Source organism: Streptomyces sp. NPDC005794, assembly GCF_042871445.1.
Taxonomy (GTDB): domain Bacteria; phylum Actinomycetota; class Actinomycetes; order Streptomycetales; family Streptomycetaceae; genus Streptomyces.
The window spans coordinates 111,678-137,291 of record NZ_JBIAIN010000001.1 but is presented as its reverse complement, the minus strand read 5'-3'; the positions used below and the strand labels follow the sequence as shown (position 1 = coordinate 137,291).

At 68.4% G+C, this 25,614-nt stretch carries 22 protein-coding genes and 2 tRNA genes; 10 read left to right on the top strand and 14 right to left on the bottom strand.

What is annotated here, in order from left to right:
• Nucleotides 1-53 precede the first annotated feature (53 nt).
• On the bottom strand, nucleotides 54-1,700 hold the full coding sequence (locus tag ACFYQ5_RS00625) for a penicillin-binding transpeptidase domain-containing protein (protein WP_389191009.1): 1,647 nt from the start codon (nucleotides 1,698-1,700) through the stop codon (nucleotides 54-56).
• Nucleotides 1,701-1,918: 218 nt separating this feature from the next.
• Here ACFYQ5_RS00625 and ACFYQ5_RS00620 point away from each other — a divergent pair, with 218 nt between their 5' ends.
• Both ACFYQ5_RS00620 and ACFYQ5_RS00615 read left to right on the top strand, forming a co-directional pair.
• Nucleotides 1,919-2,791: a LysR family transcriptional regulator gene (locus tag ACFYQ5_RS00620; protein ID WP_389191006.1), complete on the top strand. Its 873-nt coding sequence runs from the start codon at nucleotides 1,919-1,921 to the stop codon at nucleotides 2,789-2,791.
• Nucleotides 2,788-3,702: a serine hydrolase gene (locus ACFYQ5_RS00615; protein WP_389191004.1), complete on the top strand. Its 915-nt coding sequence runs from the start codon at nucleotides 2,788-2,790 to the stop codon at nucleotides 3,700-3,702. Before ACFYQ5_RS00620 ends, ACFYQ5_RS00615 begins: the two co-directional genes overlap by 4 nt.
• Before the next feature lie 98 nt (nucleotides 3,703-3,800).
• On the opposite strand, the gene ACFYQ5_RS00610 is transcribed toward ACFYQ5_RS00615, so the two are convergent.
• Nucleotides 3,801-3,873: transfer RNA gene (locus tag ACFYQ5_RS00610), tRNA-Ala, on the bottom strand.
• Between the two features lie 170 nt (nucleotides 3,874-4,043).
• Between ACFYQ5_RS00610 and ACFYQ5_RS00605 the strand changes: the two genes are divergently transcribed.
• Entirely contained in the window at nucleotides 4,044-4,592 is a 549-nt protein-coding gene (locus ACFYQ5_RS00605) for a helix-turn-helix domain-containing protein (RefSeq protein WP_389191001.1), read from the top strand.
• 93 nt (nucleotides 4,593-4,685) lie between these two features.
• Nucleotides 4,686-6,011, top strand: coding sequence for a serine/threonine protein kinase (locus tag ACFYQ5_RS00600; protein WP_389190997.1), 1,326 nt, complete (start codon nucleotides 4,686-4,688; stop codon nucleotides 6,009-6,011).
• Between the two features lie 5 nt (nucleotides 6,012-6,016).
• On the opposite strand, the gene ACFYQ5_RS00595 is transcribed toward ACFYQ5_RS00600, so the two are convergent.
• Both ACFYQ5_RS00595 and ACFYQ5_RS00590 read right to left on the bottom strand, forming a co-directional pair.
• Nucleotides 6,017-7,354 (bottom strand): hypothetical protein, encoded by a 1,338-nt coding sequence (locus ACFYQ5_RS00595; protein WP_389190994.1) that lies wholly within the window; start codon nucleotides 7,352-7,354, stop codon nucleotides 6,017-6,019.
• 872 nt (nucleotides 7,355-8,226) lie between these two features.
• Complete coding sequence (locus tag ACFYQ5_RS00590) at nucleotides 8,227-8,361, bottom strand: DLW-39 family protein (protein ID WP_003958712.1); 135 nt, start codon at nucleotides 8,359-8,361, stop codon at nucleotides 8,227-8,229.
• A gap of 282 nt (nucleotides 8,362-8,643) precedes the next feature.
• On the opposite strand from ACFYQ5_RS00590, the gene ACFYQ5_RS00585 reads away from it, so the two are divergent.
• Nucleotides 8,644-9,003, top strand: coding sequence for a DUF6344 domain-containing protein (locus ACFYQ5_RS00585; RefSeq protein WP_389190991.1), 360 nt, complete (start codon nucleotides 8,644-8,646; stop codon nucleotides 9,001-9,003).
• Between the two features lie 280 nt (nucleotides 9,004-9,283).
• On the opposite strand, the gene ACFYQ5_RS00580 is transcribed toward ACFYQ5_RS00585, so the two are convergent.
• The 10 genes from ACFYQ5_RS00580 to dnaA all read right to left on the bottom strand — a co-directional run bounded on the left by ACFYQ5_RS00580 (nucleotide 9,284) and on the right by dnaA (nucleotide 22,507).
• On the bottom strand, nucleotides 9,284-9,598 hold the full coding sequence (locus tag ACFYQ5_RS00580) for a hypothetical protein (protein ID WP_389190988.1): 315 nt from the start codon (nucleotides 9,596-9,598) through the stop codon (nucleotides 9,284-9,286).
• A 247-nt stretch (nucleotides 9,599-9,845) separates the two neighbouring features.
• Nucleotides 9,846-9,922, bottom strand: a tRNA-Ile gene (locus ACFYQ5_RS00575).
• 71 nt (nucleotides 9,923-9,993) lie between these two features.
• Nucleotides 9,994-10,587 carry a DUF3566 domain-containing protein gene (locus ACFYQ5_RS00570; RefSeq protein WP_389190986.1) on the bottom strand — a complete coding sequence of 198 codons (594 nt, stop codon included), beginning with the start codon at nucleotides 10,585-10,587 and terminating at the stop codon, nucleotides 9,994-9,996.
• A 93-nt stretch (nucleotides 10,588-10,680) separates the two neighbouring features.
• On the bottom strand, nucleotides 10,681-13,308 hold the full coding sequence (gene gyrA / locus ACFYQ5_RS00565) for a DNA gyrase subunit A (RefSeq protein ID WP_389190984.1): 2,628 nt from the start codon (nucleotides 13,306-13,308) through the stop codon (nucleotides 10,681-10,683).
• A gap of 46 nt (nucleotides 13,309-13,354) precedes the next feature.
• Nucleotides 13,355-15,424 (bottom strand): DNA topoisomerase (ATP-hydrolyzing) subunit B, encoded by a 2,070-nt coding sequence (gene gyrB, locus ACFYQ5_RS00560; RefSeq protein ID WP_389190982.1) that lies wholly within the window; start codon nucleotides 15,422-15,424, stop codon nucleotides 13,355-13,357.
• A gap of 402 nt (nucleotides 15,425-15,826) precedes the next feature.
• Nucleotides 15,827-16,387, bottom strand: a complete 561-nt coding sequence (locus tag ACFYQ5_RS00555; RefSeq protein WP_389190980.1) for a DUF721 domain-containing protein — start codon at nucleotides 16,385-16,387, stop codon at nucleotides 15,827-15,829.
• A complete protein-coding gene (recF, locus tag ACFYQ5_RS00550; protein WP_389190978.1) occupies nucleotides 16,384-17,514 on the bottom strand; it encodes a DNA replication/repair protein RecF in 1,131 nt (376 codons plus the stop codon). Before recF ends, ACFYQ5_RS00555 begins: the two co-directional genes overlap by 4 nt.
• A 77-nt stretch (nucleotides 17,515-17,591) precedes the next feature.
• Complete coding sequence (gene gnd, locus ACFYQ5_RS00545; RefSeq protein ID WP_073750678.1) at nucleotides 17,592-18,470, bottom strand: phosphogluconate dehydrogenase (NAD(+)-dependent, decarboxylating); 879 nt, start codon at nucleotides 18,468-18,470, stop codon at nucleotides 17,592-17,594.
• 146 nt (nucleotides 18,471-18,616) lie between these two features.
• Entirely contained in the window at nucleotides 18,617-19,747 is a 1,131-nt protein-coding gene (gene dnaN / locus ACFYQ5_RS00540; RefSeq protein ID WP_359464132.1) for a DNA polymerase III subunit beta, read from the bottom strand.
• Between the two features lie 978 nt (nucleotides 19,748-20,725).
• On the bottom strand, nucleotides 20,726-22,507 hold the full coding sequence (dnaA, locus tag ACFYQ5_RS00535; RefSeq protein ID WP_389190976.1) for a chromosomal replication initiator protein DnaA: 1,782 nt from the start codon (nucleotides 22,505-22,507) through the stop codon (nucleotides 20,726-20,728).
• A gap of 381 nt (nucleotides 22,508-22,888) precedes the next feature.
• Between dnaA and rpmH the strand changes: the two genes are divergently transcribed.
• From rpmH to ACFYQ5_RS00510, 5 genes are read left to right on the top strand one after another with little or no spacing between them, the layout of a single operon-like run.
• Complete coding sequence (gene rpmH, locus ACFYQ5_RS00530; protein ID WP_014047156.1) at nucleotides 22,889-23,026, top strand: 50S ribosomal protein L34; 138 nt, start codon at nucleotides 22,889-22,891, stop codon at nucleotides 23,024-23,026.
• Between the two features lie 18 nt (nucleotides 23,027-23,044).
• Nucleotides 23,045-23,416 (top strand): ribonuclease P protein component, encoded by a 372-nt coding sequence (gene rnpA / locus ACFYQ5_RS00525; protein ID WP_099173276.1) that lies wholly within the window; start codon nucleotides 23,045-23,047, stop codon nucleotides 23,414-23,416.
• Nucleotides 23,413-23,772, top strand: coding sequence for a membrane protein insertion efficiency factor YidD (gene yidD, locus ACFYQ5_RS00520; protein ID WP_356430091.1), 360 nt, complete (start codon nucleotides 23,413-23,415; stop codon nucleotides 23,770-23,772). The genes rnpA and yidD overlap by 4 nt, the downstream gene beginning before the upstream one ends.
• Nucleotides 23,773-23,775: 3 nt before the next feature.
• Nucleotides 23,776-25,035, top strand: coding sequence for a membrane protein insertase YidC (gene yidC / locus ACFYQ5_RS00515; RefSeq protein WP_389190973.1), 1,260 nt, complete (start codon nucleotides 23,776-23,778; stop codon nucleotides 25,033-25,035).
• Between the two features lie 14 nt (nucleotides 25,036-25,049).
• Nucleotides 25,050-25,559, top strand: a complete 510-nt coding sequence (locus ACFYQ5_RS00510) for a protein jag (RefSeq protein ID WP_389190971.1) — start codon at nucleotides 25,050-25,052, stop codon at nucleotides 25,557-25,559.
• Nucleotides 25,560-25,614 lie beyond the last annotated feature (55 nt).

Sequence of the window (25,614 nt, the reverse complement as noted above, 5' to 3'; positions counted from 1 at the left end):
TGGTGCGGTCTTTCCCTTCTGAGGTCTTCGATTCGGCCCGGGTCTGCCTCGGCTCAGCGAGCCAGGTTGCGCAGAAACCGCTCGGCGACCGGGCCTGCGTCGGCGCCGCCGGAACCGCCGTCCTCGAGGAGAACCGCCCACGCGAGGTCGGAGTCACCCTGGTACCCGATCATCCAGGCGTGGGTACGAGGCGGTGTGCCGCTGCCGAATTCGGCGGTTCCGGTCTTCGCGTGGGGTTGCCCGGGCAGGTCCTTGAGCGCGTGGGCCGACCCGGAGGTCACGGTGGCACGCATCAGTTCACGGAGCTCGCGGGCGACACCGCCATCCAGTTCTGCCGGAGCCCGGTACTTCTTCTTCACCACGTCCGGCACCAGCACGGGCTGGTTGAACGTCCCGGTCTTCACGGTGGCCGCGACGGACGCCATCACCAGCGGGGAAGCCTGGATGCGTGCCTGACCGATGGTGGCGGCGGCCTTGTCGTTGTCACTCGTCGTGACGGGGACACTGCCGTCATACGTGGTCGTGCCCACGTCCCAGCTGCCTCCGATTCCGAAAGCCTGGGCCGTGTCGCGCAGGTCGGTGTCGGAGAGCCGGTCGCGGGCGTCGACGAAGTAGGTGTTGCAGGACTGCGTGAAAGCGTCGGCGAAGGTCGAGCCGGACGGCAGCTCGAACTGCTTCTGGTTCTCGAAGCGCTGTCCGTCGACCCGCGCGAACTTCGGACAGGGCGCGGGGCTTTCCGCTTCCATACCGCCTTCCAGAAGGGCCGCTGCGGTGACGACCTTGAAGACGGAGCCGGGCGGGTAGCGCCCTTCGAGGGCGCGGTTGAATCCGCCGGGACGGTTGGCCGCGGCGAGGATATGGCCGTTCCGCGTATCTATGGCGACGATGGCCGCGTGGACCTCGGCCCCGGCCAGAGCATCGGCTGCCGCCTCCTGGACGCGGGGGTCGATGGTGGTGTGCACCGGACGGCCTTCCACCGGGGCGGTCCCGGTGAGCTCCTTGACCGCGCGACCGCTCTGCCGGTCCGCGACCACCAGGGATGTGCCCGCCTTCCCGCCCCCGGACAGGACATCGTCGTAGCGGGCCTCCAGGCCCGATGCGCCCTTGCCGCTGGCCGGGTCGACGGTTCCGACGAGACTTTCCGCTCGGAGCGGGTCGCCCTTGGCATCGAGGACCTGGGCCCTGTTACCGGCGCCCTCGAGTGCGAGCGTCTGGCCCGGCTCCAGCTCCGGATGGACCATCGGCGAAGTGAACTCGACCTTCCACGTGCCCGTTGTGTCGCTCACCTGGGCGTGGGAGCGCCAGGTGACGTCGCCCGCGCCCGGTACCGCCATGGTCACGTCGAAGGGGAAGCGCACCTTCCCTTCCCTCTCCCTCCGGCCCTCGCCGTCGTCGATGGTGGTCCTGGAGGGCTTGAGATTGGTCAGTACGGACGTGAGAAGGGATGCCGCCGCGTCAGGCGTGTCGGTGTAGCTCGCCGCTTTCCGCGCGTCGTGCCCGGCCCACGCGGCAAGGAATGCCGCCAAGGGCTCACGGGCGGAAGCCACTTGCGCGTCTTCTTCATGACCATCGCCGCTCACGAGGTCGAAGACGGCATAGCCCCCTCCGGCCAGCAGGAGGAGGGTCACCACGATGCCGAGCGGTCGCCGCATGCGCCGCGGCGGCGGGGCGGAACTGTTCCGGCTGTCGGTACGCGCCACCGTGTTCTCCGTTCCGGGTCGGGCCTGGTCAGCTCACCGGAGGCGGTCCCCCGGCGGCAGCGGGGGTGCCTGCGCTCGACAGCAGCGTGGCTACGGCCCACCGCATCCGGCCCGGCCTGCCCCCCTTCGGAGTCAAGCCCGCACCCTCGTCGTATGTCGAATACGCTCTTGGCATCACGCTGATTCGCAGGCTGTATCGCTGCACTTCAGGAGGAAGAGTGCTGACGGAACGGCATCTGGAAATCTTCATCGCGCTGGCGGAGGAAGAGCACTTCGGGACTGCCGCCCAGCGAGTGGGCATCACCCAGCCGCCTCTGTCGCAGGGCCTGCGTCGGTTGGAAGCCCTGCTCGGGGTCCGCCTGTTCGACCGCGAGAGAGGGGTCTCCCTCACCGAGGAGGGTGCTCTGCTCCTTCCGCACGCCCGTAGGGCGCTGGCCGCACTCGTGGAACTCCGGGAGACCGGTGCCCGCGAGCACGCCGACGGCAGGCGTCTGCGGCTCGGGCTCACACCCGAAGTGCCGACGACCCTCGCAGCCGATGTGGCGGCCTCACCGGTCCGGGCCGGTGAACGCACGCGGATCGGCATGGTGACGGCAGCGACCTCCGTGCTCCTCAACGACGTGGCGGCCGGGCGGCTCGACATCGCCGTGATCCGCCATCCCTCCGTGCTGCACGGTCTCGCGGCGGGCCGGGTGATCCTGCTGCCGACGTGGATCCTCGCCCCCGCCGGACGCAATGACGCCGGTGACGCCCTGGCGACGCCTCTGCCCGTTGCCGTACGGCCGCGCGCCGAGGCACCCGCGGCCCACGACCTCTTCGTCGACACCCTGGCCAGCCGCGGCCGCCGCGTGGACACCGTGGTGGTCTCCGACGAACGCGCCGGCCTCGCCCTGGTCGCGGCCGGCCAGGCGGTGCTGGTCACGGCGGACGCCACGTTGACGGCGACGGAGGTCGAGCGGAGAACGGCGACGAACCCGCCGCTCCCCCTGCGTCTGCGGGTGACCTGGGACCCGAGGCGTCCGGGTTCGGAGGAGACCGCTGAGACAGCGCGACTGATCGAGGACGCCCTGATCCGGATGGTGGCGAAGTGAGCGGGCGGAGGAGCGGCGGCAGCGCGGAGCGTGTCATCCGCGGCATGTTCGACGACGCGGGTGTCCGGGGCTGGCTGCATGTGGCGGACCTGCACCGTCCGGCGGCCCAAGTGACCATCGATCCCGGCGAGCGGCTCCCCATGGGGTCGGTCTACAAGGTGCCTCTGATGGCCGCCTTCTGCCGGCTCGCGGACGCGGGGCTGATCGACCCGAGTCGCAGGCTGACACTGGAACCCGACGAGCGCGTGCCCGGCCCGACCGGCATCTCGATCCTGCACGACTCCGTCACCCTGTCGCTGCGCGACATGGTGGTGCTGATGATGACCATCTCCGACAACACCTCGGCCGACGCCGTCCTGCGAGAGGTCGGCCCGGACGTGGTCGACGCCATGTGCCGGGATCTGGGCATGCCCGACACCCATATCCACGGGGGAGTCGTCGCCACGTTCAGCCGGCTGGTCGCCGAGACGGGCGCCCCCTCCCTCGACGCGGCCCTGGCGCACGTGGCGGACAACGACACCGTCGTGCCCTCGGGTGTGTACGACCCGGCGTTCAAGGCCTCCACCACGCCGGCGGACATGGCACGGCTTCTACGGGCGATCTGGACCGGACAGGCCGCGTCCGACGATCGCTGTGCCTTCATGCGCGACGTGATGCGCAGGCAGCCGTGGACGCACCGGCTCGCCTCCGGATTCCCCTACGACGACGTCACCGTCTACGGGAAGACCGGCAGCTTCGGGGCCATGCGCCACGAAGCGGGCGTCGTCGAACTCGCGGACGGCAGCACCTACACCGCCGTGGTCTTCACCCAGGCCGCCCGGTCCGACGCCAAGCTGCCACGTGCCGACGCGGTGATCGGCGCCGCGGCCCGGACCGCCGTGGAGGAACTGCGGGGACGTCAGAGCGTCTGACTCCCCGCGATCCCCCAGCTCGAAGGCGCGAACGTCCCGCGCAGGAACACGAAAAGTGCCCTCCGCCCCGCGTTTCGCGGATCGGAGGGCACCGGATGTGGAGCCTAGGAGATTCGAACTCCTGACATCTGCCTTGCAAAGGCAGCGCTCTACCAACTGAGCTAAGGCCCCGGAAAGCGGACACCACAGGACACATGGATGTCGCGACGTCCGTCGCAGAACAGAGTACCGGGTGACCCCCCGAATCCTGCAAAAGGATTGGGGCTCCCGGCCCGCAACCGCTCTCCGTAAGATGCACGACAAGGTTCGCAGCAGCGAAGCCGCAGCGAAGGGGAGACGCAATGGACGCAGCGCAGCAAGAGGCGACGGCTAGAGCCCGGGAGCTCCAGCGCAGCTGGTACGGAGAGCCGCTGGGGGCGCTCTTCCGACGGCTGATAGATGACCTCGGCCTCAACCAGGCACGCCTCGCGGCGGTACTCGGGCTGTCCGCCCCCATGCTCTCCCAGCTGATGAGCGGGCAGCGGGCCAAGATCGGCAATCCCGCGGTCGTCCAGCGGGTCCAGGCACTTCAGGAGCTCGCCGGCCAGGTGGCGGACGGCAGCTTCAGCGCGGGAGAGGCCACCGACCGGATGGAAGAGATCAAGAAGTCGCAGGGCGGCTCGGTCCTGACCAGCACCGGCCAGACCTCCACCACCGGTGGAGCACCCACCGTGCGACGTGTGGTCCGCGAGATCCAGTCGCTGCTGCGGTCGGTCTCGGCGGCCGGCGACATCATCGATGCGGCGGACTCCCTCGCCCCGGCCCACCCCGAGCTGGCAGAGTTCCTCCGGGTGTACGGAGCGGGACGCACCGCGGACGCGGTCGCGCACTACGAAGGCCACCAGAGCTAGAACGGATCCCAGGGCCCCGGGGCGGCAGAGCCGTGGCAGTATCCCGACAGCCGGGGCACGAACCGAAACGGGAACGGGAGCGGGCGCAGCGCAATGGGTGAGGTCTTCGCTGGTCGGTACGAGCTGGTCGATCCGATCGGACGTGGTGGCGTCGGCGCCGTATGGCGCGCATGGGACCACCGGCGCCGCCGGTACGTAGCGGCCAAGGTCCTGCAGCAGAGCGACGCGCACACGCTGCTGCGCTTCGTCCGTGAGCAGGCGCTGCGGATCGAGCATCCGCATGTCCTCGCTCCGGCCAGCTGGGCCGCCGACGACGACAAGGTCCTGTTCACGATGGACGTGGTCAGCGGCGGTTCGCTGGCCCACGTCATCGGCGACTACGGCCCGCTGCCCCCGCGGTTCGTCTGTCTCCTGCTCGACCAGCTGCTGTCCGGGCTGTCCACGGTGCACGCCGAGGGGGTCGTGCACCGCGACATCAAACCGGCCAACATCCTGATGGAGGCCACCGGTACAGGCCGGCCGCATCTGCGGCTCTCCGACTTCGGCATCGCGATGCGCAAGGGCGAGCCGCGGCTGACCGAGACCAACTACGTGGTGGGTACGCCCGGTTACTTCGCGCCCGAGCAGATGATGGGCGCGGAGCCCGATTTCCCGGCGGACCTGTTCGCCGTCGGTCTCGTCGCCCTCTATCTGCTGCAAGGGAAGAAGCCGGACTCCAAGGCGCTGATCGAGTACTTCGCCACACACGGCACCCCGAGCGCGCCCCAGGGGGTGCCGGAACCCTTGTGGCAGGTCCTCGCCGGCCTGCTGCAGCCCGATCCGCACGCCCGTTTCCGTACGGCCACGGGTGCGCGCAAGGCGCTGACGGCGGCGGTCGAGATGCTGCCGGAAGCCGGTCCTGGCGACGAACCGGTGGAGGTGTTCGACCAGATCGGCCCGCTGCCCGCGGGATACGGCCCGGACGGCCCCGTCAGCCCCAACGCTCCCGAAACGCCCGGCAACGGGCCTCAGACGCCCGTACAGGCCGTCGGCGGCGCCATGCCCGCTCCTCAGCCGTACGCGCCGCAGAGCCCCGGACAACAGCCGTACGCGCAGCCGCAGGTGACGCCGGACCAGCAGCCGTACGCGCCGCCCTCGTCGATGTCGGAAACGGGCAGCTTCCATCTCGCGCCGCCCCCGCAGCACCCCGCGTCCCCCTACGCGGGCCCGGGCCTCGCCCAGGCCGTCACGGCACCCGTGTCGTACGGGGCGGCGCCCACCCGCGCCTACACGGCCCAGAACCCGCAGGCCCCGTCGGACGTCGCAGCACGGCCGTCCTCCGCGAAGCGGCCGGGACCGCCCCCGAAGGTGGCGGTCCCGGTCCTGGTGGTGGCGCTGATCTGCTTCGCGGTGGGGATCTGGGCGCTCACCCAGACCTGAGCGTCCTACCAGGCCCGCGGCGGGCCGCCGAGCGGCGGCTGCCCGCCCGCACCCGGTGGCACAGCGGCGGGAACCGCCCGACGCCTGGCCAGCAGGGTCCAGACGCCGAGCCCCAGCACCAGCACGGAACCCGCGCCGATACCCGCCGCGGCCACCATCGTCATCGTGGCGCTCCCGACGGCCTCCGGCGCGCTCTCCCCGCTCTTGGCCATGTCCCTGTCGTCGTCCGTGACCCCGAAGATCCCCGCGTCCCCCTGATAGGGCGACGGCTTGCTCTTGTTGACGACCTTCACCTTGAGCGTCAGCCCGATGGGCTCGTCCCCGTAGTGCTCGGCGACCTCGGGCGAGAGCGTCACCGACAGGTAGTACCAGCCGGCGAACCGCATGGCGCTGACGTCCGCCCCCGCCGCGTAGCGGTTCTCGTACGCCACCGGGGGCAGGGGGTCCAGAGCCACCGAGTTGGGCGCCCCGGAGTACGACAGCATCGCGTTGTCCACATGCCCGCGAGCCGGGTTGTCCAACGCCATCACCAGGGCGTTGCCGAGGTACTCCGTGGACTTCTTGCTGTTGCTCAGCGCGGCCGTGGCGAAGATCTGCTGACCCCAGTCCACGGGCACCCGGTAGAAGCGGGTCTGTCCGGGCGCGATGGAGTCCCGCCATTCACCGGACTCCAGCCCTGTGGCCTCGTAGAAGCTGCTCCCACCGGACCGCTCCCGCTTGCCGGCCGGCGGCACCGGCGAGGCGGAGGACCAGTTCTCCGGCGCCTCGGTCGGCAGCGACTCGCCCTTCTTCAGCGCCGGCTCGGCCTCGAAGCGCAGCTCCAGGCCCCAGGCGTCGGGGGACGAAGTCGCCTTGCTCTCCCGCTCGATCAGCACGTTGTACGTGCCGCCCGCCTGACAGATGGTGCTGTCCTTCTCCACCGTCCGGTGGGCGTACGCGGTGATCGGGCGCGGGAACTCCGCCGACTCGAAGTCCGCGTCCTCGGAACTGCACTGGTTGTCGTCCAGGTCCCTGACGCTGATCGTGATGCCGTCCCCGTAGGCGACCTCTCCGCCTGCCTTCGGTACCGCCACCGCGGAGACGTACGCGTCGGTCGTGTCGTCGAGCTCCAGACGGTAGTAGAGCTTCTGCCCCTGCGCGATGGAGCTCTTGTAGACCGCCCCTGGTTTCAGCTCCGCCGCGTCGGCGTTCGTCTCCGCTCCCTGGACCGATTCCGCCGCGGGATCGAAGGTGTACGCCGCAGGGCCGTCGGCGGCGTGCGCCTGCCCCGGCAACGCCGCCACCGCGCACACCGCCGCGATCGTCGCGAGCGTCACCCGGCCCCTGTTGCGCTGCCTGTTCACGCGTTTCCCCTCGTCGTCTGCGTGCCTGCGCTGCGCCGGCTGCGTACGAGAGCAGGAGCCCGGCGATCAGAGCGACCGCGGCGCCCGCTCCGGCAGCCGTCGCGATGCCGGTCCATCCTGCCCCGCCCGTACCACCGCGTGTCTGCGACCCCCGTCGTATTGCCGCCATCGCCCGTTTCGTGCCCCTGGCCTCGCTGTCAGCGCGGGAGCTCAGCGCTGGGGCCCTGACAGCTCGTTTCCGAGGACCGCCACCCGCAGCACCACGCCGACGCGCGGGTTCTCGGCGATCTCGGCCGCCTTCGCCCCGAGGGGCACGCGATGCAGAAGCCGCCCCCGGCACGCACCGGCCGGACAGTGGGGCGTGCTCGCCACCCTTCCCGTACTCCGGCCGCGACTGCGCGAGGGTGACCCCGCCGGCCGGCCGCGACTCCACGCCGTACACCAGCTCCAGTGGCCGACGGGCGCTGTCGGAGCCCTTCTTGCTCTGCCGTTCGACCACCGCCCCTTGCCTCGGTTCCCTCGCCCTTCAACCGGTGACCACCGGCGGAGAGTTGCGCGGACCGCTGCAGGTGCCGGGCGAGCGTGTCCGCGTCCGGCGCGTCGCAGTAGCACCCGTCGCCCGCCTCCGCGATGCACTCCAACTGCTCCCGGGCCGCCGCCTTCGCCCTACGACGGTGTGTCCCCGCCCTCGTCCGTGCACTCATCGAATCCCCCTCGGGCACCTGCACATCAGCATTTCTTTGCTCATGCAAGCTACTAATTTGCCCAGGTGAACTCAAGGGTGCGGCTGTCACGGTCCCGCGACAGTGGGCCCAGGACAGCAGAAAGCCCCGGCTGCTCGGCAGCCGGGGCTTCTAACAGACTGTTCCGTCTCACACACCTGAACCTGCGGGCACGGAGTCGGTCGCCTCCGTCCACAGATCCTGCTCGGCGCGATCCGCCTGGATCTGGCGGTACACGAGGAGCCCGCCGATGGCGGCCAGTGCGACCAGGAGAAGCTTCTTCACCGCGCGACCTCGTCTTTCCTTGACGTAAGGGACTTCTGCGGCCCGACTATACACACCGGCCGATACCGATCGGTGACCTCCCCGGACCCCCCACACCACCCCTTCCGGACCCCTGTCGGGGCCACCCGCCACCCCTCGGAGCAGCTTTTCCGAGCCGGTTGAACCATAAGAGTGGTGTTCATCGGAAGATCGGCGCACCGGGGGCGTCGATCCCGGTTTCCGGGGGCCGGATCCACATCATCGGAAAGGTAAGCAAACCGGACCACCTGAAAGCGAGGGGCCATGAGCACCTTCAGGGTCAAGAGCATCTGGACCGCCTTCGTCACCGCCTTCTTCGCACTCCTCGCGTCGCTGGGTCTCGCCACCGCCCAGGCCACGGCCGCGGAGCCGACGGTCACGAACCAGCAGCACACGGGTGCCGCCCCGGCAACTCCGACCACCCCGTCGGTGCGATGGACCCTTCCGCGTGACAGGTCGCTGCCACCCACGATGAAGCAGCGCATCCGCGCCGAGGCGCACGGCTCCTCGCCGGCCACCCGCCAGCTGTCCGCCGACACCACGGACGTCTCGCGGACGACGAACAGCACCCACTCCACCCACGGCGCGACACCCGCCGGGGACTCAGCCCCGCTGCCACCCTGAGGGCCCCGCTGACGCCACCCAGGCCCCTGGTCCGGTTCACACCGGCGGGGGCCTTTTCCGTGCGCCCGTACGTACTCTGCGGCGGCGGGTGCGCACGGCGTCCGCCTCGCACAGGTGGACCCGGCACAGAGCACGGGGCACCCGCACCCGCACCCGCACCCGCACCCGCACCCGCACCCGCACCAAGCCGTACATGCCGAAGGCCCCCCACCGTTTCCGGTGAGAGGCAGGAGTCGCCCCCAACTACGCCGATGCACCGCCTCGTTCCTGGGCGGTTGCGTCAGAAGATCGGCGTCTGCGCCTGGATTTCGGCGAGACCTTCTTCCATGGTCAGCGACGGCAGCACGCGGACGCGATTCCATTGAGGGAGGCGAGCCTCCAGCAGGAAGCGGTCGACGTTCTCGACCTTGTCGGACTGTACGACCGCGACGATCGTGTGCTCACGGTTGACGAAGGGACCGGCCACGATGTCGACGCCCGCCTTCTGGGCGAGGCCCGGCATGTCGGGAGCGGTCTTGAGCATCAGGTCGCGCGTCGCCGCGTTGGCCGTCGGACAGACTTCCGCATCATGGGTCGCGAGCAGGACAAAATGCATCTCAAGGCTCCCTTTTCACTCGAGGATCCTTTATTTCAGGCTAAGTCGTCCGGAATTGCTCCGCGAGTGCAGCAAAGAGGCCGATCGCTGCACCACCCGGTCCCGGCCTCAGCCCTGGCGAGCGACCATGACGGTGAGCGGGAAGCCGTGACGATGCTCGCGGAGCTTCTGGAAGATCCACTGACCGGCTGATGTCAGCCGTACATGCCGAAGGCCCCCCACCGTTACCGGTGAGGGGCCTTCGTGCTGGTGGGGCTAACAGGATTTGAACCTGTGGCCTCATCCTTATCAGGGATGCGCTCTAACCAACTGAGCTATAGCCCCGCCGCGCTGCTGCGCTGACTTCTGAAGATTAGCGCACGTCGGGGCCAGTCCCAAAATCGATACCCGGCGTCCTACTCGTCCTCGGCGAGAGTGAGCTCCACGCCACCCACGAAGCCCGCCGACAGGTTGTAGATGAACGCGCCCAGCGTCGCCAGCGCGGTCGCCAGCACCACGTCGATCACCGCGATGACCGACGTGAAGATGAGGACCCGCGGCAGCGACAGGAACGACTGCAGATCGAAGCCGTTGCTCTCGTTCGATCCGGTGGCCTCACTGATGGTGCCGCCCACGGTGGAGAAGACGCCCATCGCGTCCATCACCATCCACAGGACGGCGGCAGCGACCACCGTGCAGATCCCGAGCGCGATGGAGAGCAGGAAACTGACCTTCATCACCGACCACGGATCGGCCTTCGCCACCCGCAGACGCGCCTTACGGGTACGCGGAGTGGTCCGCGCCCCCGTCCGGGGCAGCCGGGTCGCCTGCGTGCCGCCTGCGCCCTGTACACCGCCCTGTGTGTCTCCGCCCTGCGTACCGCCCGCAGGCGACTGGTACGCCTGGGGCGGGTGGTAGGGCCCCTGGGCCGCTGCGGGCTCCCGCTCACCGGGCAACGGCCCGGTCGCGTACCCCTCGTACTGCGGCTGAGGTCCCCGAGTGTCCGTCACAGTGCCCCCTTGGGAGTCCGTGGCAGGGCCACGGGCACCGTTCGCTCCAGCTCCGGAAGCGGCCGAACCGGCGCCCGTGGCTCCACTCACGCTCTACTCCTCGTGCTCCCCTGCCGAGGGCTCCGTGCCCTCGACTGTGCCCTCGACCACGTTCTCGGCATGGGCCTCGACCGTGGCGCCTTCGGCCTCTTCGATCCCGTCGACCTCTTCGGCCTCACGACCGGCCTCGGCGTTGCGCGCGATACCGACGACGGCATCACGCTTGCCCAGATTGATCAGTTGGACGCCCATGGTGTCACGGCCCGTCTCCCTGACTTCATTGACTCGCGTACGAATCACACCGCCGCCGAGCGTGATGGCGAGGATCTCGTCCGCTTCCTCCACCACCAGCGCGCCGACCAGCGAACCACGGTCCTCGACGATCTTGGCGGCCTTGATACCCAGACCGCCACGACCCTGGACGCGGTACTCGTCGACAGCGGTCCGCTTCGCATACCCGCCGTCGGTGGCAGTGAACACGAACGTACCGGGCCGGACAACATTCATCGACAGCAGTTCGTCGCCCTCGCGGAAACTCATGCCCTTCACGCCCGAAGTGGCACGCCCCATCGGGCGCAGCGCGTCGTCCGTCGCGGTGAACCTGATCGACTGTGCCTTCCTGCTGACGAGCAGCAGATCGTCCTCGGCCGACACCAACTCGGCGCCGATCAGTTCGTCGTCGCTGCCGTCCTGGGTCTCCCGCAGGTTGATCGCGATGACACCACCCGACCGCGGGGAGTCGTAGTCCTTCAGCGCGGTCTTCTTCACCAGACCGCCCTTCGTGGCCAGGATCAGATACGGCGCGGCCTCGTAGTCGCGGATCGCCAGGATCTGTGCGATCTGCTCATCCGGCTGGAAGGCCAGCAGGTTGGCGACGTGCTGGCCACGCGCGTCCCGGCCGGCGTCCGGCAGCTCGTACGCCTTGGCCCGGTAGACCCGGCCCTTGTTCGTGAAGAACAGCAGCCAGTGGTGCGTCGTCGACACGAAGAAGTGGTCGACGATGTCGTCTTCCCTGAGCTTCGTGCCGCGCACGCCCTTGCCGCCGCGCTTCTGCGAGCGGTAGTCGTCCGTCTTGGTGCGCTTGACGTAGCCGCCGCGCGAGATGGTGACGACGATGTCTTCCTCGGCGATGAGGTCCTCGATCGACATGTCGCCGTCGAAGGGCACCAGCTTGGAGCGCCGGTCGTCGCCGAACTTGTCGACGATCGCCGCCAGTTCCTCGCTGACGATCTGACGCTGGCGCGCCGGCGAGGCGAGGATCTCGTTGTACTCGTTGATCTTCGCCTGGAGCTCGTCGTGCTCAGCGGTGATCTTCTGGTGCTCCAGCGCGGCCAGGCGGCGCAGCTGCATCTCCAGGATCGCGTTCGCCTGGAGCTCGTCGATCTCCAGCAGGCCCATCAGGCCCTCGCGCGCGATCTCCACGGTGTTGCTGCGCCGGATGAGCGCGATGACCTCGTCGATCGCGTCCAGTGCCTTGAGCAGGCCGCGCAGGATGTGCGCCCGCTCCTCGGCCTTGCGCAGCCGGAACCTCGTACGCCGGACGATGACCTCGATCTGGTGCGTCACCCAGTGCCGGATGAACGCGTCGATCGACAGCGTGCGCGGCACCCCGTCGACGAGCGCCAGCATGTTCGCGCCGAAGTTCGACTGCAGATCGGTGTGCTTGTAGAGGTTGTTCAGCACGACCTTGGCGACCGCGTCACGCTTCAGTACGACGACCAGCCGCTGACCCGTGCGCGAGGACGTCTCGTCACGGACGTCCGCGATGCCGCCGACCTTGCCGTCCTTCACCAGGTCGGCGATCTTCTGCGCGAGGTTGTCGGGGTTGGTCTGGTACGGAAGCTCCGTGACGACCAGGCACTGCCGGCCCTGGATCTCCTCGACCGCCACCACCGCGCGCATCGTGATCGAGCCACGCCCCGTGCGGTACGCCTCTTCGATGCCCTTGCGGCCGACGACGAGCGCGCCCGTCGGGAAGTCCGGTCCCTTGATCCGCTCCAGCAGAGCGTCCAGGAGCTCCTCGTGCGAAGCCTCCGGGTGCTCCAGGTACCACTGCGCACCCGCGGCGACCTCGCGCAGGTTGTGCGGCGGGATGTTGGTGGCCATACCCACCGCGATGCCTGCCGAGCCGTTGATCAGCAGGTTCGGGAACCGGGCCGGCAGAACGACCGGCTCCTGGTTGCGGCCGTCGTAGTTGTCCTTGAAATCGACGGTCTCCTCGTCGATGTCCCGGACCATCTCCATGGACAGCGGCATCATCTTGCACTCGGTGTACCGCATGGCCGCGGCCGGGTCGTTGCCCGGGGAACCGAAGTTGCCGTTGGAGTCCACCAGCGGCATGCGCATCGACCAGTGCTGTGCCAGTCGCACGAGCGCGTCGTAGATCGAGGAGTCGCCGTGCGGGTGGTACGTACCCATGACGTCGCCGACGACACGGGCGCACTTGTAGAAGCCCTTCTCGGGCCGGTAGCCGCCGTCGTACATCGCGTACAGCACCCGGCGGTGGACGGGCTTCAGACCGTCCCTCACGTCGGGCAGCGCTCGCGACACGATGACGGACATCGCGTAGTCGAGGTAGGAGCGCTGCATCTCCGTCTCGAGCCCCACGGGCTCGACACGCATGCCCACGCCCGGGACAGCGGGTTCCTCTTCGGGCATCACAGGGGTGTTCTCGTCGGCCATTGCTGGTCAAAGTCCTTTCGCGCTGCGGCTTGCTTGTACGGCCGACTCAGATGTCGAGGAAGCGGACGTCCTTGGCGTTGCGCTGGATGAACGAGCGCCGTGCCTCGACGTCCTCGCCCATCAGCACCGAGAACAGGTCGTCGGCCTGCGCCGCGTCGTCCAGCGTGACCTGGCCCAGCACACGGTGGTCGATGTCCATCGTGGTGACGCGCAGCTCCTCGGCGTTCATCTCACCGAGGCCCTTGAAGCGCTGGATCGAGTCTTCCTTGATCCGCTTGCCGTTCTGCTTGCCGAGCGCCACCAGGGCGTCGCGCTCGCGGTCCGAGTACGCGTACTCGAAGTCGTCGCGGCCCCACTTGATCTTGTAGAGCGGCGGGCGCGAGAGATACACGTGCCCGGACTCGACCAGCGGCCGCATGAAGCGGAACAGGAACGTCAGTAGCAGGGTGTTGATGTGCTGGCCGTCGACGTCGGCGTCCGCCATCAGGATGATCTTGTGATAGCGGAGCTTCTCGATGTCGAAGTCCTCGTGGACCCCGGTGCCGAAGGCCGAGATCAGGGCCTGGACCTCGGTGTTCTGCAGGATCTTGTCGATCCGGGCCTTCTCGACGTTCAGGATCTTGCCTCGGATCGGCAGGATGGCCTGGTACATCGGGTTACGGCCGGACTTCGCCGAACCACCGGCGGAGTCACCCTCGACGATGAAGATCTCGCACTTCGTCGGGTCGTTGGACTGGCAGTCGCTCAGCTTGCCGGGCAGCGAGGCGCTCTCCAGGAGCCCCTTGCGCCGGGTGAGGTCACGCGCCTTACGGGCCGCGACACGGGCCGTGGAGGCCGCGATGCCCTTGCGGATGATGTCGGCGGCCTCGTTGGGGTTCCGGTCGAACCAGTCCGTCAGCTGCTCGTGGACGACCTTCTGGACGAAGGTCTTCGCCTCGGTGTTGCCCAGCTTGGTCTTCGTCTGGCCCTCGAACTGGGGCTCGCCCAGCTTCACCGAGATGATCGCCGTCAGACCCTCGCGGACGTCCTCACCGGTGAGGTTGTCGTCCTTCTCGCGCAGCAGCTTCTTGTCGCGCGCGTAGCGGTTGACCAGCGAGGTCAGCGCCGCGCGGAAGCCCTCCTCGTGCGTACCGCCCTCGTGCGTGTGGATCGCGTTGGCGAAGGAGTAGACCCCCTCCGTGTACTGCGTGTTCCACTGCATGGCGATCTCGGCCGAGAGGAGTCGCTCCTTGTCCTCGGCCTCGATGTCGATCACCGACTGGTGAATGAGGTCTCCCTTGCGGGAGTTCAGGTACTTGACGAAGTCGACGATGCCGTTCTCGTAGTGATACGTGACCGTGCGGGTCGACTCCTCGTCGGGGACGTCGACCACCTCGGCGCTGTCCGCGCCCGCCGTGGCCCTCGCCGCCTCGCGCTCGTCGGTGAGCTTGAGGGTGAGCCCCTTGTTGAGGAACGCCATCTCCTGGAAGCGGCGCGAGAGGGTCTCGAAGGAGTAGTCGGTGGTCTCGAAGACGTCTCCGTCGGCCCAGAAGGTGACGGTCGTGCCCGTCTCCTCGGTGGCCTCGTGACGGGCCAGCGGGGCTGTCGGGACACCGAGCTTGTAGTCCTGGGTCCAGCGGTAGCCGTCCGTCTTGACCTCCACCGCCACCCGTGTGGACAGGGCGTTGACGACGGAGACGCCGACGCCGTGCAGACCGCCGGAGACGGCATAGCCGCCGCCGCCGAACTTGCCGCCGGCGTGCAGCACGGTGAGGACGACCTCGACGGCCGGCTTGCCCTCGGACGGCACGATGCCGACCGGGATACCGCGGCCGTTGTCGATCACACGTACCCCGCCGTCGGCGAGGATCGTGACGTCAATGGTGTCCGCGTGCCCGGCCATGGCCTCGTCGACCGAGTTGTCGACAACCTCTTGCACGAGGTGGTGGAGACCGCGCTCACCGGTTGACCCGATGTACATACCGGGTCGCTTGCGGACCGCGTCCAGGCCTTCGAGCACGGTGATCGCGCTGGCGTCGTACGAGGCGGTCACCTCGCCGTGCTCACCGGCTGTGGACGGGATGTTCTCGTTGGGGTTGCCGGAATCGGCCACGAAGCGCCCTTTCTGGCACAGCACAGGCCGTTCTCCGGCAGGCGGGAGCGGCTGCGTCGTTCGGCTTGTATCGACGACTCCCGCGAGGAAGCGGGATTGTCCATCAGTCTACCGGTAGCGCCGACATGAATGGGGGTTTGCCGGTGCCTGAGTACGCATGTGCCGCCCTGAATGAGCGGCTGACGACTCCCCATATTCGGGAAGGGGCCCCGGGAGGCTCACGAGGGCATTGCGCGCTTCGGCCTGTCAACCTCCCGCTACGGTGAGGGACGGTCCGAGCTCCGCGCGCGACGCGGATCCCTACTTATCCACACAGACCGGAAAGGCCAGGTCCTCGGCAAATCACGACATAAGCGGGTGGAACGCCCTCGGGCCATCCTCGGCGTGGACCGGTACCGGAAGGCCTCGGCGGAGGAAAAGGCCTGCTCAGCCGTAGGTGTCGCCGGGTCCCTTACTCCCGGGCGTCCGGAGCGGGCCGAATGTGCGCTGTGGACCGCCGGGGCCGAGCACCTTGATCATCCGTACGGTGCCGTGGCCCAGATCCGTGTTCAGCCGGGCCACCAGCTGAGGCGCCAGCAACCGCAGCTGTGTCGCCCACGCCGTCGAATCGCACTGCACGGTCAGAACCCGCTCGGCCGGATCCTCGTCGTACCGCACCGGCACGCAGTGATTGGCCAGATCGCCACCGACGATCTGCGGCCAGCGGCCCATCACACCCCCGACGGCCGCCGGGGTCTCCCAGCCCCGCTCGGTGATCAGCCGGTTGATCGCCGAACCCAGCGGCAACGGGTCACGGCCGTCGGACCGGGCGCCCGACCGCAGACCGCCGCCTCGCCTCGCCTGCTTCTTCTGCTGCGCCGCGGCGCCCCGGGCGCGGGCCTGCTCCTTCGCCGCCCGCAGGGCCACGCGCGCCAGGTCCACGCCCGACACGTCAGGTTGCTTCACCGGCCCCGGCGTGGGCCCGGCCTGCTCGTCCGCACCGCTCACAGCCGCTCCACCGCCCCGGCGGACACCGCATACCGCGCCCCGGCCAGCACACCCGGTACGTCGTCGTCCACAGCGGCCGTCACCAGCACCTGCTCGCCGGGAGCCACCAGCTCCGCCAGCCGCTCGCGGCGGCGCGCGTCCAGCTCGGCGAACACGTCGTCGAGCACCAGCACCGGCTCGTTGCCCTCGGTGCGGAGCAGGTCGTACGAGGCCAGCCTCAGTGCGAGGGCGTACGACCAGGACTCGCCGTGGCTCGCGTACCCCTTCGCCGGCATGCCGCGCAGGCCCAGCACCAGATCGTCACGGTGCGGTCCGACCAGCGTCACGCCGCGCTCGATCTCCTGTTTGCGTGCCTGCACCAGCGCGGCCATCACCTGCTCGTACAACTCCTCGCGATTGCGCGCGGGCTCCACATCGGCGCCGACCGAGCTGCGGTACTCCATCGTCACCGGCCCACCGCCGGGGGCCACGTCCGCGTACGCCTTGTCCGCCAGCGGCTGCAGGGTCGCGATCAGGTCGAGCCGCTGCGCCAGCAGCTCCGCCCCCACCCGGCCCAGGTGCTGGTCCCACACGTCGAGCGTGGACAGATCCATCGACCGGCCACCGTGTCTGCGGGCCATGGCGGCGGACTTCAGCAGGGTGTTCCGCTGCTTCAGCACCCGCTCGTAGTCGGAGCGGACTCCTGCCATGCGGGGGGAGCGCGCCGTGATCAGCTCGTCCAGAAAACGCCGGCGCTCGCCCGGGTCACCCTTCACGAGCGCCAGGTCCTCCGGAGCGAAGAGCACCGTCCGCACTATCCCCAGGACGTCACGGGGCCTGACCTGCGACGACCTGTTGATACGGGCCCGATTGGCGCGGCCCGGATTGAGCTCCAGCTCGATCAGCTGCGAGCGCTCGCCCTGGGTGACCGCAGCGCGTACGACGGCGCGTTCCGCGCCGATCCGCACCAGGGGGGCGTCGGACGACACCCGGTGGCTGCCGAGCGTGGCGAGATAGCCGACCGCCTCCACCAGATTGGTCTTGCCCTGGCCGTTGGCCCCCACGAACGCGGTGACGCCCGGGTCGAGAGGAACCTCGACCCGGGCGTACGAGCGGAAGTCGGCCAGCGAGAGATGCGTGACGTGCATGGTCGCCGACCCTTCCGACTGCGTGCTCTGCTGTGTGCCGTTGTGCCGCGGGCCGTCCGCTCCCGCGGCCCGCAGTCCTACTTCTTGTTCTCGACCGCGTGGCCGCCGAACTGGTTGCGCAGCGCGGCGATCATCTTCATCTGCGGGGAGTCGTCCTGGCGCGAGGCGAAACGCGCGAACAGGGACGCGGTGATCGCGGGCAGCGGCACCGCGTTGTCGATCGCGGCCTCGACCGTCCAGCGGCCCTCGCCGGAGTCCGCGGCGAAGCCACGGAGCTGGTCGAGGTGCTCGTCGTCGTCCAGCGCGTTGACCGCCAGGTCGAGCAGCCAGGAACGGATGACCGTGCCCTCCTGCCAGGAGCGGAAGACCTCGCGCACGTCGGTGACGGAGTCGACCTTCTCCAGGAGCTCCCAGCCCTCGGCGTAGGCCTGCATCATGGCGTACTCGATGCCGTTGTGGACCATCTTGGCGAAGTGGCCGGCGCCGACCTTGCCCGCGTGGACGGAACCGAACTCACCCTCGGGCTTGAGGGCGTCGAAGACCGGCTGGACCTTCTCGACGTTCGCGGCGTCGCCGCCGTACATCAGGGCGTAGCCGTTCTCCAGGCCCCAGACGCCACCGGAGACGCCGCAGTCGACGAATCCGATGCCCTTGATGCCCAGCTCGACGGCGTGCTTCTCGTCATCGGTCCAGCGGGAGTTCCCACCGTCCACGACGACGTCGCCCGGGGAGAGCAACTCGGCCAGCTCGTCGATGGTGGACTGGGTCGCGGCACCTGCCGGGACCATCACCCACACGACGCGCGGACCCTTGAGCTTGCCCACAAGCTCTTCGAGGCTGTGGACATCGGCGACGTCCGGGTTGCGGTCGTAACCGATGACCGTGTGCCCTGCGCGGCGGATGCGCTCGCGCATGTTGCCGCCCATCTTGCCGAGGCCGACGAGACCGAGCTCCATCAGAGATTCCTTAAGCGTTGTGCCGATTCGTACCCAGGACCGAGCCTACGCCCGGCCGGAACAGCACGGCGGGGTGCAGCACGGTGGGCCCGCTCTGCGCTGAGCCTGCCCGCCGGAAACTGCCGATGACAGGAACGACCGCCGGATCAGCCGGAGAGGCGGACCGGCATGATCAGGTACTTGTACGAGTCGTTCGCCTCGGCGTCGACGGCCGCCCGGCCACTGAGCAGGGCCGGCTTGGTCGACGTCGTGAAGGAGAGCTGGGCGACCGGGGAGTCGATCGCGCTGAGCCCGTCCAGCAGGAAGGTCGGGTTGAAGGCGATCGAGATGTCGTCGCCCTCGAGCACGGCGTCGACACGCTCCACAGCCTGTGCGTCGTCGCTGGAACCGGCCTCCAGGATCAGCACGCCCTGCTCGAAGCTGAGCCGCACCGGGGTGTTCCGCTCGGCGACGAGGGCCACACGCTTGACGGCCTCGACGAACGGGGCGGTCTCGATGACCGCCACCGAGTTGAACTCGGTGGGGAACAGGGTCCGGTACTTCGGGAGGTCGCCTTCGAGCAGCCGCGTGGTCGTGCGGCGTCCCGCGCCCTCGAAACCGATGAGCCCTTCACCCGCACCCGAGCCGGACAGCGCCAGCGTCACGGTGTCACCGCTGGTCAGTGCCTTGGCGGTGTCCAGGAGCGTCTTGGCGGGCACCAGGGCCACGGCCGAGGCGTCGGGGTTCTCCGGCTTCCACAGGAACTCACGGACCGCGAAGCGGTAGCGGTCGGTCGAAGCGAGGGTGACGGTCTCGCCCTCGATCTCGATCCGGACGCCGGTCAGGACCGGCAGGGTGTCGTCACGCCCGGCCGCGATGGCGACCTGTGCCGCGGCGGAGGCGAAGACCTCACCGGGGACGGTGCCCGTGGCGGTCGGCATCTGCGGAAGTGCCGGGTACTCCTCCACAGGCAGGGTGTGGAGTGTGAACCGCGAGGAGCCACAGACCACCGTGGCCCGTACACCGTCCGTGGAGATCTCCACCGGCCTGTTCGGCAGGGCCCGGCAGATGTCGGCGAGCAGCCGGCCGGAGACGAGCACCGTGCCGTCCTCCTCGACCTCCGCGTCCACGGAGACCTTGGCCGAGACCTCGTAGTCGAAGCTCGAGAAGCTGAGGGCGCCGTCCTCAGCCTTCAGCAGAAGGCCCGCAAGAACGGGCGCCGGCGGACGGGCCGGGAGGCTTCGTGCCACCCAGGCCACCGCCTCCGCGAGTACATCGCGCTCCACCCGGATCTTCACCGGAACCGCCTCCTGCTGTTGCTCGCTCGCCCTGCTGGCCTTCGTCGTCTGAACGGGGCTCCCAGCGAAGGGCTGGGGTGGCCACCGGGGTCCAGTCTGACGTACGGCACCGACACTCGTTGCTGCTCGGGGTCAAGTCGCGCCAAGAGGTTCGCCGAGCTCGCGGCTCGAGTTGTGCACAGGCCCCACTTCGAAGCGGATTCCTGACTAACTCTGAGTGGTAGTAGTAGTAGGCCCTGTGGAAACCGTGGATAACGTCGTCTTTGCAGGTCAGACGCTGTTTTTTGTCCACCGACCCTGTGGGTGGCACCGGTGGACAACCAGGCGTTTCTGTGGACACGCGAAAGTTCTGCACACCCGATGCACAGGGCAGGGTGACTTCTCCCCAGGGCTGTCCCCAGCTTTACCCACGTTCCCCACAGCTCAACCGAGGCCCCTTGTGTGACGCCTTTCACTCTCGGCAGTGAAAGCGGGTGTTGTGTTGCCGAACAGTGGACAGGGGTGTGGAGAAGCTGGGGACAACAGGGGCCCGCCTGTGGGCCGACGGTGGACAACGTCATCGCGACCCTGTGGACGAAATCTCTGTCCACAGGCTGTGGATGATCGTTGACCACAAATCCCCAGGCATGTGACCTGGCCTGATGGAGTATCGACAGTCGGCCCTGTGGACGCAATCTGGACAACTTCGCAGTCCCCAGGCTGTGGACGCCGGATTTCTCGTTCTTCTGTGGAGAAGGGCTGGTCCGAGGCCCGTATTCGAACACTGCGCAGGGCCTGAGCCCTCCCGCAGGCCGTGGACCTGACCGGGACCGGGTGCACGGAGTGGCCCCGGAGGCCGCCCGAGGCCCGTTGCGCGCCGGTTTCTGGAGCCCGCTCCCAGCAGTCCCGGACGAAGAAAGGGCGCCCCGTGAGGACGTCGTACGGTCCTCGCGGGGCGCCCAGGGCGCGCTGTGCGGCGGTCTGGCCGCGCTTGGGGCCTCAGCCGTTCTTGATGCGGTTGGTGAGCTCGGTGACCTGGTTGTAGATGGAGCGCCGCTCCGCCATCAGGGCACGGATCTTCCGGTCGGCGTGCATCACCGTGGTGTGGTCGCGTCCGCCGAACTGGGCGCCGATCTTGGGCAGGGAGAGATCTGTCAGCTCGCGGCACAGATACATGGCGATCTGGCGCGCGGTCACCAGGACGCGGCTGCGCGAGGATCCGCAGAGATCCTCCACCGTCAGTCCGAAGTAGTCCGCGGTCGCCGCCATGATGGCCGGCGCGGTGATCTCGGGAGCCGAGTCCTCGCCGCCCGGGATCAGGTCCTTGAGCACGATCTCGGTCAGGCCGAGGTCCACCGGCTGCCGGTTCAGGCTCGCGAAGGCGGTCACACGGATGAGAGCTCCCTCCAGCTCGCGGATGTTGCGCGAGATGCGGGAGGCGATGAACTCGAGTACCTCCGGAGGGGCGTTGAGCTGCTCCTGCACGGCCTTCTTGCGGAGGATCGCGATACGCGTCTCCAGCTCCGGCGGCTGCACATCGGTGGTGAGGCCCCACTCGAACCGGTTGCGCAGCCGGTCCTCGAGGGTCACCAGCTGCTTGGGCGGACGGTCAGAGGACAGCACGATCTGCTTGTTGGCGTTGTGCAGGGTGTTGAAGGTGTGGAAGAACTCCTCCTGCGTCGACTCCTTGCTCGCCAGGAACTGGATGTCGTCGACCAGGAGGATGTCCACGTCGCGGTAGCGCTTGCGGAAGGTGTCGCCCTTGCCGTCGCGGATCGAGTTGATGAATTCGTTCGTGAACTCCTCGGAGCTCACGTACCGCACCCGGGTGCCCGGGTAGAGGCTTCGCGCGTAGTGCCCGATGGCGTGCAGCAGGTGGGTCTTGCCGAGCCCCGACTCGCCGTAGATGAAGAGGGGGTTGTACGCCTTCGCCGGGGCCTCCGCGACGGCGACCGCCGCCGCGTGCGCGAAGCGGTTGGACGCCCCGATCACAAAGGTGTCGAAGAGGTACTTCGGATTCAGCCGGGCGTGCGGCTCACCGGTGCCGGGCGGGGGCGCGGACTGCGTGCCCATGGGGCCGCCGCCGTTCCTGCCGGTTCCGGGGCCGCTCTGGCGGTGCTGCGGCTGCTGGTCCTGCAGATCGTGGCGGTCGCGGCTGTCCCGCGGCTCGTAGCCCTGGTGCTCGGGCGGCTGCGGACGGTAGTCGTGCTGCGGCTGCTGAGGGCGGGGGCTCGCGTACGGGTCGCGGTCCTGGTACCCGCCGTGGCGGGGCTGCCAGGAGAGGTCCTCCTGGACGCGCGGCCAAGCGCCTGGCTCGGGACGGTGCTGCTGGTAGTCCGGGTAGGCGGGCCGGGCCGTAGGCATGCCGTCGTCGGAGGACCGGGGGCCGTAGTTGTCGTATCCGTCGTTACGCGAGGGCTCGTCGTGCTGAGGCCCCTGGTAACGGTGGGACTGCTGCCCCTGGTGGGGCTGGTGCATGGGGGGCGCCGGCGGAGCGGGAGGCTCGCCGGCGGAATCGTCGACGGTGATCGCGATCCGGATCGGGCGTCCGCACTCACGGGTGAGCGTTTCGCTGATCAGCGGTGCGAGCCGGCCCTCGAGGACACGCTTGCCCCACTCGTTGGGTACGGCCAGCAGCGCGGTGTCGGCGACGAGTGCCAGAGGCTGGCAGCGCTCGATCCACTGCTTGTCCTTCGGCTCGATGCCCTGCTGGCCCTCCCCGAGGAGTTGTTCCAGCACTCGCGGCCACACTGCGGCAAGATCGGCAGGTACGTCAGCCACAAGGCACGCTCTCTCGCATGTCCCACGAATGTGTACTTCTCGGGACGGGATGGGTCGGGTCGGGTGAGGCCCGGCAGGCAGGAAGGAAATGAACCGGAGTTCAGCCACGGTAGTCAGGCCGACCCGCACGGTTCAAGTTGTTGTCCACAGGCTGTGTACAGCAGGGGGTGGCGCGAAGCCGGTTTGACCCGATGGCGTAGCCGCGCGTACCGTGACCAGGTCGAGTTGTCGATGGCTGCTGCCGCCTGCCTCCGATGGGCAAACATCACGATCTGTGATTGTGAAGCGGTGCACTAAGGCGTTTACGCGAGTTCCTCGTGGGCGCACGGTGACAGCCAGGCGATGTCCCGCCAACACACGAATCATTTCTGGAGCCCCCGAGTGAGCAAGCGCACCTTCCAGCCGAACAATCGTCGTCGCGCCAAGACCCACGGCTTCCGCCTGCGGATGCGTACCCGTGCCGGCCGCGCGATCCTCGCGAACCGCCGTGGCAAGGGCCGCGCCAACCTGTCCGCCTGATCGCGGCCAGGTCATGACGTGCTGCCTACCGAGAATCGGCTGAGGCGGCGCGAGGACTTCGCAGCCGCTGTACGCCGGGGACGTCGGGCCGGACGCCCGCTACTCGTCGTACATCTACGCAGCGGTGTTACGGACCCGCACGTGACAGGGGAGAGTGCTCCCCCGCCACGTGCGGGTTTCGTTGTCAGCAAAGCCGTGGGTGGAGCGGTCGTTCGCACCGCGGTGAAGCGGAAGCTTCGCCATCTGGTCCGCGATCGGCTTGCTCAGCTGCCCCCCGGTAGCCTTGTTGTCGTACGAGCGCTACCCGGATCGGGTGACGCCGACCATGCACAGCTGGCCCGAGACCTGGACGCCGCTCTTCAGCGGCTGCTGGGAGGGGGTGCGCGATGAAGTACCCGCTGCTGGCTCTGATCAAGCTGTACCAGTGGACGATCAGCCCGCTTCTGGGGCCTGTCTGCCGCTACTACCCGTCGTGTTCCCACTATGGATATACGGCGATCGACCGGCACGGTGCGATCAAGGGAACAGCGCTGACCGCATGGCGCATCCTGCGATGCAATCCGTGGTCACCCGGCGGCGTGGATCACGTACCGCCACGCAAACGTCCGCGTTGGCACGAACTGCTGCGCAGCTGTGTGCGTGGCGGCAAGGGCGGGGACTCCGCCGCCGATGTGCCTTCCGGGGGGTCGGTCTCCGAACCCCTGAGCCCGGCCACAGAGACCTCGCCCAAAGCTCAAGGAGCCTGATTAGTGGACACGATTGCCAGTCTGTTCAGCTTTATCACCACACCTGTTTCGTGGGTCATCGTCCAGTTCCACAAGCTGTACGGAGCGCTGTTCGGCGATGACACGGGGTGGGCCTGGGGCCTGTCCATCGTGTCCCTGGTCGTCCTGATCCGGATCTGCCTGATCCCGCTGTTCGTCAAGCAGATCAAGTCGACCCGGAACATGCAGGTGCTCCAGCCGAAGATGAAGGCGATCCAGGAGCGCTACAAGAACGACAAGCAGCGTCAGTCCGAAGAGATGATGAAGCTGTACAAGGAGACGGGTACCAACCCGCTCTCCTCGTGTCTTCCCATCCTGGCGCAGTCCCCGTTCTTCTTCGCCCTCTACCACGTGCTCTCGGCCATCGCCTCGGGCAAGACGATCGGCGTCATCGACCAGCCGCTGCTGGACAGCGCCCGTCAGGCGCACATCTTCGGCGCTCCGCTGGCCGCGAAGTTCATGGACAGCGAAGAGAAGGTCCAGGCGCTCGGCGCCTCGCTGACCGACGTCCGCGTCGTGACCGCGATCATGATCGTGATGATGTCCGCCTCGCAGTTCTTCACGCAGCGCCAGCTGATGACGAAGAACGTCGACCTCACGGTCAAGACCCCGTACATGCAGCAGCAGAAGATGCTGATGTACATCTTCCCGGTCATCTTCGCCGTCATGGGCATCAACTTCCCCGTCGGTGTCCTCGTCTACTGGCTCACCACGAACGTCTGGACCATGGGTCAGCAGATGTACGTGATCAACCAGAACCCGACACCGGGCAGCAAGGCGCAGGACCAGTACCTGGGCCGGCTGCTGAAGAGCGTGACCTCTCATGGCGAGGTGCGCGGCAGGACGCGGCGCAACACCGTGAAGCGGATCGTTGCCAAGGGGACCGACCGCAACGACATCGAGCGCAAGTTCATCACCGGTCTGGCCAAGCTGGGTCTCGCCGCCCAGGACGACGGTACGGTCGCGAAGAGCGAAGCCGCTGTCCTCGAGGCCGAGGGCGGTACTGCGGCCAAGCGGCAGCAGCCCAAGCGCCAGACCAAGGCGAAGCGTCACACCACTGCCACGCATCCCGGCACGGCGAAGGACTCCGGCTCGGAATCCAAGACGTCGCTGGAGAAGCGGGACGCATCGCAGGACGACAAGCCGAAGCCGGCGGGCAAGCCCGCCGCGTCCGGCTCCTCACGCCAAGCCAAGTCCGGACAGCGCAAGGGCCCGCAGCGGCCCAAGCACCCGTCCAAGAAGTAAGAAGGAGTCCATCCGTGACGGAAGGCACCACCACCACGGCCGCTGAGGGCAGCGACACTCTGACCCGCCTCGAGCAGGAGGGGGAGATCGCGGCTGATTACCTCGAAGGCCTGCTCGACATCGCCGACCTCGACGGCGATATCGACATGGATGTGGAAGCGGACCGGGCCGCAGTCTCGATCATCAGCGACTCGGCGCGTGACCTGCAGAAGCTTGTGGGCCGCGACGGTGAGGTGCTGGAGGCGCTTCAGGAGCTGACGCGCCTGGCCGTTCACCGTGAGACCGGTGACCGTAGCCGTCTGATGCTGGACATCGCCGGTTTCCGTGCCAAGAAGCGTGAGGTTCTGGCCGCGCTGGGTGCCAAGGCCGCGGATGAGGTCAAGAGCTCGGGCGAGCCGGTGAAGCTGGAGCCGATGACGCCGTTCGAACGCAAGGTCGTGCATGACGCGATCGCGGCAGCAGGTCTGCGCAGCGAGTCCGAGGGCGAGGAGCCGCAGCGCTTCGTCGTCGTTCTCCCGGCCTGACCGGATCCTTGTACGATCGGCCCCGTCTGTTCGCAGGCGGGGCCGATCTTTGTCA